The following is a 12,065-nucleotide window of genomic DNA, read 5'->3' as shown; positions in this document are numbered from 1 at the left end:
AGGCCGCCGTGCTCTGCTTTTGATCTTGCTTTTGATCTGAGGCGCCCCGTTAACCACGATGGCCGAACGCAGGCTTGAATCCGTGGGTAACCCGGCAGGACGCCGGGTTAGCCGCGCTGGGCCAAGGATGGCCCATCGCGGCGGCCCACGGATTCAAGCCGGAGTGCGGGCATGCCGAGCCTAAGCGAGGCACCGAGTGGTGGGGCGAAGACCTTTTGGTTACTTTTGGGGCGTTTGCCAAAAGTGACCCGCTGTAAGAGCGGAACCATAGGCCGCCGTGACCGCAGCAACGGATATGTACTCAATCAACCCACTCACTCACTCACCAGCCATCTTTAAGCATCCGCAATTCCAGATGCTGCAACAGCATAATGGTCTTGCCATCGACAATCTCCCCACTCTGCACCATCGCCAGCGCCTGCTCAAACCCCAACTCCAGCACTTCAATATCCTCGCCCTCCTCCTCCAGCCCGCCCCCCGTACCAATCTGATCCGCCTGCGTATACTCACCGATAAAAAAGTGAATCCGCTCAGTCACCGAACCTGGACTCATAAACGCCGCATAGATTTTTTCCACATGACCGACGCGATACCCGGTCTCTTCCTCAGCCTCCAGGCGAATACGTTCTTCAGGACTGGCATTGTCCAGCAACCCGGCAGCCGTTTCGATCAAGTAGCCGGGGTAATCGTTGACAAACGTAGGCATGCGAAACTGCCGGATCAACAGCACCGTGCGCTGCCCACGGTTGTACAACAGGATGGTCGCGCCATTGCCCCGGTCATACACCTCACGAGTCTGGGCCTGCCAGCTGCCATCCTGGCGACGCAGGTCGAAGCTGTACTTTTTCAAGTTGTACCAGCTGTCTGAAAGGGTTTCTTCAGCGGTGATGCGAATAGGGCTGTTGTCCATGGTCGGGCCTTTGCTCATAGAAGCCGGGAGCATGTCGCGCCAGCAATACCAGCGTCAAGCGGCCTGCTTACGGATACAATCGCCACCCAAGAAGGATCGCCAGGTTCACGCCAATGATGCTGCACCTCCCGACGCTATTGATGGTAGCCATGTTCGTGTTCGGCCTCATGGGCCTGCTCACGGTACATGCCTGGAGTCGTGGCCGCGAACCGACCCTGGGCTATCTGGGCAGCATGCTGCTGCTCGCCGCCCTGGGCACCGGGCTGATTGTGGTGCGCGGCGTGGGCATGGACTTTGTCGCGCTGGTCATCGGCAACGTGGTGCTGCTGCTCAGCGCCGCCATGAACTGGACCGCCATGCGCACCTTCGTGCAACAAAAACCCAATGTACCGGGCATCCTCGCCGGCGCCGTCCTGTGGTTGCTGATGTGTTTGGTGCCGCCGTTCTATGGCTCGCTGTCGGCACGCGTCACCCTGTATTCACTATTGGCTGCCGGCTACGGCGTGCTGTCGGCGCTGGAGCTGTGGCGCAAGCGCAAAAGCCTGGAAGTGGCCTACGTGCCGGCCCTGGTGCTGACGTTGTGGCACACCGGTTTTTATGGCGTGCGCGCCTTTACCGACCCTGGCCTGCCGATCAACAGCGAACGGGCCTCGGAGAGTGAAAGCACGCCGTTTTTTGCATTCATGCTGTTTGAGTCGATGCTGTACGCCATCGGTATCGCCTACGTCACCTTGGCGATGGTCAAGGAGCGCGCCGAGTTGCGCTTCAAGGCCGCCGCCTTCAGTGACGCGCTGACCGGCATCGGCAACCGCCGCGCCTTTATGCTCAAGGGTGAACACCTGCTGCACCGCCATCAATGCGCGGCCCTGTTGCTTTGCGACCTTGACCACTTCAAACGCCTGAACGACAGCTTCGGCCATCCCATGGGCGACCAGGCGTTGATTGCCTTCAGCCAGGTGCTGCAGGACGCGTTACGCAACGAGGATGTGTTCGCACGCATTGGCGGCGAAGAGTTCGCCTGCCTGTTGGCAGGCAGCGATGAAACCGATGCGTTGGCAGTGGCCGAGCGAATCCGCCTGGCGTTTGCGCGGTTGGAGTTGCTGGCGCCGGGCTTTCTGAGCGTGAGTATCGGCATCGTCACCACCCAGGCAGCGGGCAGTGACTTATCGCATTTATTGTCCCAGGCCGACCAGGCGCTGTACCTGGCCAAGGCGCAGGGGCGTAATCGGGTTCAACTGGTCACGCCGGCCTGAGCCAGCGGCTGCTTGATGCGCGACCACGCGGCGGCGACTTCTTGCGCATTGGCCGCCTTGATGCGTGCGAGATTGCGCGGGTACTCCACGCCTGGGTTTTCGGTGAAGCGCGTGGCGGTGAATTGACCATTGCTGGCGCGCAGGATGTAGCCCGTGTCCTGACACTGCCCAGAGGCCAGGAACACTACGCCCGGCGTCACCCACTCTGGCTTGAGTTCATCCGGTTCGTCGGTCACGCCCCACATGCGCGTCTTGGCCACCGGCGAGATCGCGTTGACGTTGATGCCGGCCTCGGCGCCTTCATGGCTCAGTGCATTCATGATGCCCAATTGCGCCATCTTGCCGGCGCTGTAAGCCACCAGCCCGGTTTGCTCGTACTCCACGTACATGGCGCGGTCGGAGGTGGTCAGGATAATGCGCGGCGCCGCTGAGCGCAGCAGCTGCGGCCAGGCGTGCTTGCACAGCCAGAGCGGCGCGTAAAGGTTGATGTCCATGGTGCGCTGGAGGAACGCGGCGTCGAGGTCGGCGATGTTCTGGTAACCGACCCAACCGGCGTTATGGATCAGGATATCGAGCTGGCCGTAAGCCTCGATGGTGAAGCTGATCAGTTGTCGGCAACCCTCGTCCGTAGACAGGTCGCCGCCATGCCCGAGCACCGCCAGCCCTTCGGCCTGCAAGGCTGCGGCCGCCGCGTGCACCACCGATGCATCAGTGCCGACGCCTACCTTGTCGGCGCCGATATCGCTGATCACCACCCGCGCGCCACCTTGGGCCAGCGCCCGTGCATAACTGAGGCCCAGCCCGCGCGCGCCGCCGGTGATGATTGCCGTTTTGCCGGTGAAATCCATGTCTGTGCTCTCCTGTTCGGCTGCCCACCCTAACAACCCGAGCAGAGGTTGTTCAAGGCAGCAACACTTTGCAAGCAATCCCCCTCTACGGCCGTCGAATTAATGCCTGCCGGCCCACGCCATCTGGTAAAACGCCTGCTTCGCCTTTGTCCTGGAACCTTCATGTCCTCTCGTTTTCTGTCCCGCCTGGGCCTGCGCTGGGTTCCCCTGCTGTGCATGGCCATCCTGATTGTCGGCCTGCCGGTGGGCTGCGCCGTGCTGCAACACAAGGAGCGTGAGCTGGTGTTTCGCATCGAGCCGGGCACCGCCGGCTGGTACACCGGCCTGCCCAAGGCGGTGCAGGAATTCGATATCAAGCCGGCCAGTTTCAAATCGGGGCAGAATCTGCACGGCTGGTGGTACCCGGCCGGCCACAAGGATGCGCCGGCGATCCTCTACCTGCACGGCGTGCGCTGGAACCTTACCGGGCAGTTGTTTCGCATTGAACAGCTGCACGCGCTGGGCTTCTCGGTACTGGCCATCGACTATCGCGGGTTTGGCCAGAGCCACGGTGATTTGCCGTCGGAAACCAGTGTGTATGAGGACGCGCGCATTGCCTGGGAACGTTTCCAGATATTGCAGCCCGATCCCGGCAAACGCCTGATCTACGGGCATTCGCTGGGCGGCGCCGTGGCTATCGATCTCGCCGCTGAGCTGAGCAAACAAACGCCTGTGCCGGTGCGCGGGCTGGTGATCGAGTCCACCTTTACTTCCCTGGGGGATGCGGCCACCGCCGTGGCCAATACCTCATTGCCGGTGCGTTGGCTGCTGTCGCAGAAATTCGATTCCATCGACAAGATTGCCGACGTGCACATGCCGTTGCTGGTGGTGCACGGCCTGGCCGACCAGTACGTGCCACCGCGTTTCAGCCAGCAGTTGTTTGAAGCCGCCCAGGAGCCCAAGCGGTTGCTGCTCGTACCCGGCGCCACCCACAACAACAGCATGAGCCTGGCGGGTCGCAGTTATGGCCAGGCCCTGGAAAAACTCATGCAGGCGAAGATGCCAGCAACGACGCCAGCAACCATCGCCACGCACTCCACAGGTCGCGACGGCGAGTCGTAATAGCAGTTTTCGGCACTGGGTTCGCGCTTGGCTGTCAAGCGCCAACCCTGCCCATACTGGCCCAAAACAGAATCTGATCAAATATTAACCGAAGGTTAAATCGCCAACCCTGCCGGGCCTTCGCAAAGTTATCCACAGAGATACCCACGGTTTTCGTGGACAACTCTTTTTACTTTTTTACGATTTTTTTGCTCAGCAAACCCCTGTGGGAAAGCTACCCGGCAGCAAAATCTCGCGATTCACATCGCGTATATCGTTATAGCCACACAGTGCCATCGACACATCCAGCTCGCGGGCGATGATGTCAAGCGCCTTGGTCACACCGACTTCACCCAACGCGCCCAAACCATACAAATGCGCCCGGCCGATCATGGTGCCTTTGGCCCCCAATGCCATGGCCTTGAGCACGTCCTGGCCGGAGCGAATGCCGCCATCGAGCCACACTTCAATCTGCTCGCCCACAGCCTCTGCAATCGCCGCCAATTGGCTGATGCTCGACGGTGCGCCATCGAGCTGGCGCCCACCGTGGTTGCTCACCACCAGCGCATCCGCACCGCAATTGGCGGCCAGCCGCGCGTCTTCCACATCCAGGATGCCCTTGATAATCAGCTTGCCGCCCCAGCATTGCTTGATCCATTCCACATCGTCCCAGCTCAGGCGCGGGTCGAATTGCTGGCCGATCCAGGATGACAGCGAAGTGATATCGGCCACGCCTTTGACATGCCCGACAATATTGCCGAAGCCATGGCGCTTGGTGCCTAGCATGCCCGCCACCCAACGCGGCTTGGTCAGCATATTGAGGATATTCGGCACAGTCAGCTTGGGCGGCGCCGACAAGCCGTTGATCAAGTCTTTGTGGCGTTGGCCGAGGATCTGCAAATCCAGCGTCAGCACCAACGCGTCCACACCGGCAGCCTTGGCGCGCTCGATCAACTGCTGCATAAACGCGCGATCACGCATCACATACAACTGGAACCAGAACGGTTGGCCAACGTGGGCGGCGATGTCTTCCAGCGAACAAATGCTCATGGTCGACAAGGTATAACGCACGCCAAAAGCGGCAGCCGCGCGGGCGGTGAGGATCTCGCCATCGGCATGCTGCATGCCCGCCAGCCCAGTGGGCGCCAAAGCCACGGGCATGGCCATGTCCTGGCCGATCATGCTGGCGCGGATTGAACGCTCATCGATATTGCGCGCCACCCGCTGACGAAATTGGATGCGGGCAAAATCGCTTTCATTTGCCCGGTAAGTGCTTTCAGTCCAGGAGCCGGAGTCGGCGTAATCGTAGAACATCCGTGGGACACGTTTTTGCGCGAGCCTGCGTAAATCTTCGATGGTTGTGATCAACGGCATCTAGGTCACCTCTCCCTGAACTGAGCCTGGAGAGTAACCGCCCATCGGCTTGGTAACCAGCCATTGCGTTTGCGTGGACGGGTGATTAATCTTGCATAAACACGCAGAAAGACGCACAAACATGCATAACACACATCAAGCTATCGACCTGCCTTCGTTGCGCAAACAGAAGATTTTGCTGCTGCTGGAGCGCGACGGCAAAGTCACTGCGTCAGAATTGGTCGAGCACTTCGCCGTGTCCCAGGACACCATCCGCCGCGACCTCGGCGAACTCGCCGCCGCCGGGCTGCTGCAACGCGTACACGGCGGCGCCCTGCCCCGACCCAAAGACACCGGCAAGGATTTTTTCACCCGCGTCGGCGAGACCAACGAAGCCAAGCGCCACCTCGCGCAACTCGCGGCGGACCGCGTAGAAGACGGCCAGATTGTGCTGTTCGATTCGGGCTCAACCACGCTGCGTATTGCCCAGTCATTGCCGCACGCCATTCGCCTGACGGTGGTCACGCCGTCACCGATGATTGCCATCGCCTTGGCGGACCACCCAAATGTCAAAGTGATTTTGGCCGGTGGCCAGATCAACCCGGCGACCCTCTCCACCAGCGGCCACGAAGCTGTACGCCTGATTCAGAGCATCCAGGCAGACCTGTTGTTTACCGGTGTCTGTGCATTGCACCCGCAAGTGGGCATCACTTCGCTGCACTTCGATGAAGTAACGGTCAAACAAGCCCTGCTCGACAGCGCCTCCCACGTGGTGGCCGTGACCATGGCCGACAAGCTCGGCGCGGTAGAACCCTTTGTGGTGGCGCCGTGCAACCGTATTCATACGCTGATCACCGAGTGGCATGTGCCGAGTGTCGAGGCGTATGAGCAACTAGGCCTGGAAGTGCTGCGGGTAGAGGTCGAGTAGCAACAAGCCATCGGTCACGGCGTGATTGAATCAGCAGGCAGCCCAGTTGCTCCCCCAAGTTCAAGCACTGTTCAAGGAACTCATCCAGTACCGTCTCGCAGAGCTGCAAGCGCAGTTCATGGGTGATGCCCTGGGCGCCTTGACCGAAAACCGAACGCCAGCAAAGTCCGGCCAGTGTGCGCGCGGCAGACTCCAGCCGGCACAGCGCACGAATAGCGGTGCCATCAAAACAGAACCTTGGCCGCGTCACGCATGAAAATCTCGATGGTTTTTGGCCCCACGCCGTCGAATTCGGCCAGGCGTTTTTCGAAGGCCTCACGGTTTTCGCTGGCGCTGCGCATGTGGCTGATCTTGCCCGCGTACTCGGCATTCAACTTAGCGCTGAGGTCCAGCAAACGCTGCGCTGTGCTTTCGTCGTAACGCACGTAATGGGCACGCCCGAGCATCGAAACCAGCTCACGCGACGTGCAATGTTGCAACTTGCGTGCAGTGTCGCGGCCCTCTTGCTCCACGATCACCTTGTAAGCCTGCGCCGCGATGGGCGCCTGAATACGCTTGCCCATCAGGAAGCTGGCGATAAACCACTTGAACAGGCTGGCATCATCGTCGGGCGCAAGCTCAATGCCCAGTTCAGACGCCGTGATCGAACGGGCCATGCTCAGTGGCCCAGCTTGCGCTCGGCCTTGGCGGCCTGCTCGTTGATGGCGTCAGTCTGGCGTTCGGTGTCCTTGATCGACGTGGGCGTCAACACTTTGTCCACGGCTTTGGTCTTCGGGTTGGGCTGTTCCAGCGTCTGCCCCTTGGCAGGTTGTTGACGGCCTTTCTGGGCATCTTCAGAGCTGATGGGTTCCGGGGTTTTGTCGACAGTCTTGGGATCGGTCATGGTGAGTCTCCAGGCAATAGAAGGCCCGCAAAAAGCAGCAGGCGTCTATGCAGCAGAGGCCAGCGATTTTCGATAGTTCAGGATTTTTGCAGGTCGGCCCTCCTCGAAAATTACCCAAGAAAAAAGTCCAAATTAATTTAAACCTTTGCCGCCCACGCTCGATCCACTCTCCCACACCGCATGATTAATCCATCCAGCAGGAGAGACTCGACCATGAGCTCACAACTCAACGGCAAGAACATCCTCATCATCACCTCCAACACCGGCATCGAGCGCGACGAGCTGCTCAAGCCTCTGCAAACATTGCGTGGCTATGGTGCGACGGTGACGCATGGCTCCAGCAAAGGCGGCACCGTGCAGACGTTCGTCGGCGACACCGAGAAGGACCAGACCGTGGAATCCGAGGTCAAGCTGTCGCAGGTGCTGAGCAGTGACTTCGACGCGCTGGTGATTCCCGGTGGCACCGTGAATGCCGACACCCTGCGTCAGGACGCGGCCGCATTGAAGCTGATCAACGACTTCGTCAAAGCCGGCAAAACCGTCGCCGCCATCTGCCACGGGCCATGGGCGCTGATCGATGCCGGCGTGATCGAAGGCAAGACGCTCACCGCATACAAGAGCGTGCGCATCGACCTTGAAAACGCCGGCGCTGCAGGCGTGGTAGATGCCCAGGTCAAGGAGTGCAAGGCCAATGGCTGGACCTTGATCACCTCGCGCACACCGGATGACCTGCCGGCATTCAACGAAGCGATTGCCAAGGCGGTCGCGGGATAACGGGCAGGCTTGAACGCAAACAGGCGCCCGGGGGCGCCTGTTTGCTGTGTGGCTTGTGTTCAGCGTTTACGGTGCTATTTATGGTGCTGGTTATTTACGGTGCTATTTATTTACGGTGCTGGGCCATCTCACGTTTTGGCCCGAACATGGCCCAGGCAATCAGCCCGAACAACGGCACAAAAATCAGAATGATCAACCACAACCCCTTGGTCTCCCAGCCGCCGGTGCTGCGCAACACGATGTTGATCGCCCACAATTCCAACGCCAGCAAAATCACCGCCAGCACGATCCAGATATAGTCTATTTGCATGCATCACCTCCTGAGGTCGTATGCATTAGGTCAAGGGATCGGCGTGAGGGTTCATTAAAAATGTCGGTTCATGGCCTTTCGTCGTGGCGGCGAAAAAAATCAAAACTTTGCCGGATCCCCTGCACTCCCAATTAATGCCTCCCTTCGGATTCAGAGCAAGGGCAGCTTTTGACAGGTGAAGCATGGAAAAGGATTCTCGTCATGAAGACCGGTATTTCCTGCAAGATCGTGTTAGTGATTTGCCTGACCGGGTGCTTGGCACCCCCCGCCTACGCAGCCTTCGGTGATGCCGTACCCGGTTCGGCCCTGCCTCCGGGCACCTACCCCAGCAGCCCGTCGGACAGCAACAAAAAAGCTGAAACGCCGCCGAAGGAAAAGACCTCCTCCAGCGGCACGTCAACCCAGCAGCAAGGCGGGAAGAAGACCCAGAAAAAAGCCCCAAAAAAAGGCCGTTGACCTAGCGCCATAACCGGCGGGCGCCTCCCGTCATGCGTCGCAACACCTGCGGATTGCCGCGCAGAGAATGCACGATCACCATGCCGATATGACCGACGATCAACACCAGCATTGTCCAGCCCAGCAAGCTATGAAAATTGCGCCCCAGGTCAATCATCCACTGGATTTTATCGCCCTCGAAACCCGCCATTATCGGCAGGCCAAACGCCGAAAACTCACGACCGGAGCCGTACTGGCGTACCAGCCCGATAACAGGGATAAGGAACATCAGCGCATACAGCACAGCATGCCCGACAGCAGCCGCACGGTTGAAACTCGGCGGGCGGTTGTGCCGGTTCAGCAGGTTCCAGCCGGCTCGCAGCATCAGCAGCACCAGCAAAAGCAGGCCCGCCGACTTGTGATACGGCCATAGCCACTTGTCCAGCGCAGAATCGGAGGACAGGAAGTGGACAACCGCCGAGCAATAACTCCAGGCAAACACAATTGCCATCAACCAATGCAAGGCCCGACTGACCGGGTCGTAGCGGTCGCTCGCGCAGAAGGAATGGGGCATCTCATCAGAAGTTTTCGTCATCTCAGCCTCTTATTAGTCTGTGCATTACAAAGACCGTGAAGATGGCATTCCCGGCAAAAAAATAGAATTGATGAGGATGCCCGCACGAAACATCAGGCCGTTTCCTACGAGATAATGGGACGCTCTTGTAGGCGGCGCGGTCAGCCCGTAAGAAAGAGCGAGGGCTGCTGCGCAGCCCAACGCAGGGCAAGCCTGTTCGCCACAGTGACGGTGATCGTTCTGGAGCCACAGTGTCACCCAATGGGTTCGCCAGAACCTCAAGGCACCGGCAACCAGCCGCGGAAACCGTTTTTAGCCAGCGGGCACCAGGCAAAGTCGCCTGCCGGGTCCGGCAGTATTTGATGCTCAACGCCCGCCAAGGCGCTGCCCTTCCAGTCGAACACCCTTGCGTCTCGCCAGGCCAGGACCACGCCCTGGGCCTGGCTTTCATCGGCATTGATCCAGCGTGCTGCCGCGGCCGCCATAAAGGCTTCGATCGGCTCCTCATCGATGCGCGTCCGATACGAGGACGCCAACAGCCAGCGGCACACATTCAGGTGATAGGTCCAATCCTGGGCGACCTGGTTGCGATAGGCCCAGGTCATAAAGCTGCGGAACAAGTTCAAGCCCTCCGGCGGGTCGAGCTTGAGCAGCGCCGGGCAGATATCGAACAAGGTGTGCCAATACGGCAACAGGCGTGCATCCAGGTGCACGAAGCAGCGCGAATTGCTCGGGTATTCGGGGCGCAAGGGTTCCGCGCGCAAACGCCGGGATGCCTTGCTGACCAGGCGGCTGGCGCCTGCTGGCAAAGGTGGGTTCATGAAACGCACTCACAGTCGTGACGATAGAACGCCTCCTGATCACAGGAAGCCCAAGGCACACGTCAGAAAGTGGGGGAAGCGCGAGGGTTGGCCGACGGCCAGCAATAGCGTGGCGGTGCCTTGTTGCGCCGTTCATGGGCCGGGCGCGGGGTTTGCCCAAGGCCGAGCAGCCAGGCCAGGCCGATCATGAACACGATGGCCACGGTCACGGCCGCGCACACCGGGCAGGCAAAGTAGTTCGAGATGTTGCTGGAGGCCGTGTTTCCTGACCCTTTGTCGGAAAGCGGCGCCTGGCTGCCGTCCGCCGAACAGAACGCCCCGCCGATACCATTGAGCTGCAGGCCCATCATCTGCCCATGCCCCAAACCGCAGACGAACAGGTTCATCAGCACGCAGAAGTACAGGGCCCAGGCGATCAGTGAACGGTCGGGGTGGCTCAATTTCATGGCGGCGACTCTACCACCGAAGCCGCAAAAGGATGAAGCGCCACGCGCCCCTGTGGCAGAACGTCGCAGATTACGTGGGCTGGCCGGGGTTGGTAGACTGTGCGCCCGCATCATTACTCCTTTTCAAAGCCTGAACTGTAGATCCAGAGCAATGCAGGCGTTTCACAGGATGCACAGTTGATGAGTACGTTATTCACCCGCCGCAAAGTGCTGACCGGTATGGGCCTGCTGGGCCTGGGCAGCCTGCTGGGCGGCTGTGACTACAGCCCCAAGCTGAACTTCAAGTACGGCAAGGACCTCAGTGACAAGATCATGGGCCGCACCTTCAAGCTCAAGAACACCGACGGCGAAACCGTCACCCTGAGTTCGTACCGTGGCCTGATGCCGGTGGTGTTCTTCGGCTTCACCCAATGCCCGGCCGTGTGCCCCACCACCCTGGCCCGTGCCGCCCAGGCCAAGAAGCTGATGGGCCGCGATGGCAAGATCATGCAAGTGGTGTTTATCACCCTCGACCCCGAGCGCGACACACCCGAATTGCTCGACCGCTACGTCAAGGCCTTCGACCCCAGCTTCGAAGCGCTGTATGGCACCCCGGAAGAAATCGCCGTGGCCGCCAAGGAGTTCGGAATCTTTTATGAAAAGATCCCGGCCGGAGACACCTACACCCTGTCCCACACCTCCACCAGTTTCGTGTTCGACACCCGCGGCAATCTGCGCCTGGGCCTGTCGGCATCCCTTACCGCTAAAGAGTGCGCAGAAGACCTGCTCACCGTCATGGAGGTCTGCTAATGACTGCCGTTCAAACCCTCAAGCGCCTGACATTCGGCCTCACCTTGCTGGGCCTCGCGGCGCACGCCAGCGCCCAGGTTCAGGTCAGCGATGCATGGGTACGCGCGACCGTGGCGGGCCAGACCTCCAGCGGCGCGTTCATGACCGTCACCGCCGACAGCGACAGCAAATTGCTCAGCGTGAAGTCGCCTGTGGCCAAGGACGTGCAGATTCATGAGATGAGCATGAAGGACGACGTGATGCGCATGGGCCCGGTGGATTCGGTGGCCCTGCCTGCCGGCAAAGCGGTCAAGCTCGACCCGGAGGGCTACCACGTGATGCTCATGGGCCTCACCGGCCAGATCAAGCAAGGCGACCAGGTGCCGTTGACCTTGACCGTGGAAAACGCCAAGGGTGAGAAGCAGACCGTTGAAGTAACAGCCCCTGCCCGCGCGCTGACCGATATGGGTGACATGGACCACAGCAAGATGCACTGAAAACCGCTGATGAAGGTGGGAGCTGGCTTGTCGAATCGTCGCACCGCTGCGATGGCATCAACTCGGTGTGCCTGATGTACCGAGGTGTCTGCATCGCAGGCAAGCCAGCTCCCACAGAAAAGCAGTTCGCGGCGCACACAAATGTGCTTTTGATCTTAATCTGGCAAGTGCTATCAGCCATATCC

General features: G+C 60.0%; 16 protein-coding genes. 7 read left to right on the top strand and 9 right to left on the bottom strand.

All coding sequences use genetic code 11. The annotated features are described in order from the left end of the window. Nucleotides 1–322: 322 nt before the first annotated feature. Nucleotides 323–910, bottom strand: a complete 588-nt coding sequence (locus HBO41_RS29180; protein ID WP_026013479.1) for an NUDIX domain-containing protein — start codon at nucleotides 908–910, stop codon at nucleotides 323–325. A 113-nt stretch (nucleotides 911–1,023) separates the two neighbouring features. Here HBO41_RS29180 and HBO41_RS29175 point away from each other — a divergent pair, with 113 nt between their 5' ends. Then, nucleotides 1,024–2,163, top strand: coding sequence for a GGDEF domain-containing protein (locus tag HBO41_RS29175; protein ID WP_169988749.1), 1,140 nt, complete (start codon nucleotides 1,024–1,026; stop codon nucleotides 2,161–2,163). Here HBO41_RS29175 and HBO41_RS29170 read toward each other — a convergent pair. Then, nucleotides 2,142–3,011 carry an SDR family NAD(P)-dependent oxidoreductase gene (locus tag HBO41_RS29170; protein WP_169988747.1) on the bottom strand — a complete coding sequence of 290 codons (870 nt, stop codon included), beginning with the start codon at nucleotides 3,009–3,011 and terminating at the stop codon, nucleotides 2,142–2,144. The genes HBO41_RS29175 and HBO41_RS29170 overlap by 22 nt on opposite strands. A gap of 162 nt (nucleotides 3,012–3,173) precedes the next feature. Here HBO41_RS29170 and HBO41_RS29165 point away from each other — a divergent pair, with 162 nt between their 5' ends. After that, entirely contained in the window at nucleotides 3,174–4,112 is a 939-nt protein-coding gene (locus HBO41_RS29165) for an alpha/beta hydrolase (protein WP_017134483.1), read from the top strand. Nucleotides 4,113–4,304: 192 nt separating this feature from the next. Here the strand turns inward: HBO41_RS29165 and HBO41_RS29160 are convergent, their stop codons facing one another. Beyond that, complete coding sequence (locus HBO41_RS29160; RefSeq protein WP_169988744.1) at nucleotides 4,305–5,465, bottom strand: alpha-hydroxy acid oxidase; 1,161 nt, start codon at nucleotides 5,463–5,465, stop codon at nucleotides 4,305–4,307. Between the two features lie 121 nt (nucleotides 5,466–5,586). Between HBO41_RS29160 and HBO41_RS29155 the strand changes: the two genes are divergently transcribed. Next, the gene (locus tag HBO41_RS29155; RefSeq protein WP_017134485.1) at nucleotides 5,587–6,372 is read left to right on the top strand and encodes a DeoR/GlpR family DNA-binding transcription regulator; all 786 of its coding nucleotides are present in this window, start codon (nucleotides 5,587–5,589) and stop codon (nucleotides 6,370–6,372) included. 224 nt (nucleotides 6,373–6,596) lie between these two features. Here the strand turns inward: HBO41_RS29155 and HBO41_RS29150 are convergent, their stop codons facing one another. Further along, on the bottom strand, nucleotides 6,597–7,028 hold the full coding sequence (locus tag HBO41_RS29150) for a hypothetical protein (RefSeq protein WP_017134486.1): 432 nt from the start codon (nucleotides 7,026–7,028) through the stop codon (nucleotides 6,597–6,599). Nucleotides 7,029–7,030: 2 nt separating this feature from the next. Beyond that, nucleotides 7,031–7,255: a hypothetical protein gene (locus HBO41_RS29145; RefSeq protein ID WP_017134487.1), complete on the bottom strand. Its 225-nt coding sequence runs from the start codon at nucleotides 7,253–7,255 to the stop codon at nucleotides 7,031–7,033. Nucleotides 7,256–7,468: 213 nt separating this feature from the next. On the opposite strand from HBO41_RS29145, the gene HBO41_RS29140 reads away from it, so the two are divergent. Continuing rightward, a complete protein-coding gene (locus tag HBO41_RS29140) occupies nucleotides 7,469–8,029 on the top strand; it encodes a type 1 glutamine amidotransferase domain-containing protein (protein WP_138450255.1) in 561 nt (186 codons plus the stop codon). A 106-nt stretch (nucleotides 8,030–8,135) separates the two neighbouring features. Here the strand turns inward: HBO41_RS29140 and HBO41_RS29135 are convergent, their stop codons facing one another. Then, nucleotides 8,136–8,339 (bottom strand): hypothetical protein, encoded by a 204-nt coding sequence (locus HBO41_RS29135; RefSeq protein ID WP_017134489.1) that lies wholly within the window; start codon nucleotides 8,337–8,339, stop codon nucleotides 8,136–8,138. Between the two features lie 201 nt (nucleotides 8,340–8,540). Here HBO41_RS29135 and HBO41_RS29130 point away from each other — a divergent pair, with 201 nt between their 5' ends. Beyond that, on the top strand, nucleotides 8,541–8,795 hold the full coding sequence (locus HBO41_RS29130) for a hypothetical protein (RefSeq protein WP_138450254.1): 255 nt from the start codon (nucleotides 8,541–8,543) through the stop codon (nucleotides 8,793–8,795). Nucleotide 8,796: 1 nt separating this feature from the next. Here HBO41_RS29130 and HBO41_RS29125 read toward each other — a convergent pair whose 3' ends face one another. From HBO41_RS29125 to HBO41_RS29115, 3 genes are all read right to left on the bottom strand, one after another. Next, the gene (locus HBO41_RS29125) at nucleotides 8,797–9,369 is read right to left on the bottom strand and encodes a cytochrome b (protein ID WP_138450252.1); all 573 of its coding nucleotides are present in this window, start codon (nucleotides 9,367–9,369) and stop codon (nucleotides 8,797–8,799) included. 257 nt (nucleotides 9,370–9,626) lie between these two features. After that, a complete protein-coding gene (locus tag HBO41_RS29120) occupies nucleotides 9,627–10,169 on the bottom strand; it encodes a putative natural product biosynthesis protein (RefSeq protein WP_169988741.1) in 543 nt (180 codons plus the stop codon). Between the two features lie 62 nt (nucleotides 10,170–10,231). Beyond that, entirely contained in the window at nucleotides 10,232–10,615 is a 384-nt protein-coding gene (locus HBO41_RS29115) for a DUF2946 domain-containing protein (protein WP_099548705.1), read from the bottom strand. A gap of 180 nt (nucleotides 10,616–10,795) precedes the next feature. On the opposite strand from HBO41_RS29115, the gene HBO41_RS29110 reads away from it, so the two are divergent. Further along, nucleotides 10,796–11,404, top strand: a complete 609-nt coding sequence (locus HBO41_RS29110) for an SCO family protein (RefSeq protein ID WP_017134494.1) — start codon at nucleotides 10,796–10,798, stop codon at nucleotides 11,402–11,404. Then, the gene (locus HBO41_RS29105) at nucleotides 11,404–11,880 is read left to right on the top strand and encodes a copper chaperone PCu(A)C (protein ID WP_017134495.1); all 477 of its coding nucleotides are present in this window, start codon (nucleotides 11,404–11,406) and stop codon (nucleotides 11,878–11,880) included. Before HBO41_RS29110 ends, HBO41_RS29105 begins: the two co-directional genes overlap by 1 nt. Nucleotides 11,881–12,065 lie beyond the last annotated feature (185 nt).

This window comes from Pseudomonas sp. WS 5146 (assembly GCF_012985495.1).
GTDB lineage: Bacteria > Pseudomonadota > Gammaproteobacteria > Pseudomonadales > Pseudomonadaceae > Aquipseudomonas > Aquipseudomonas edaphica.
The sequence above is the reverse complement of the archived record's forward strand: the minus strand, read 5'-3'. Positions and strand labels throughout refer to the sequence as shown.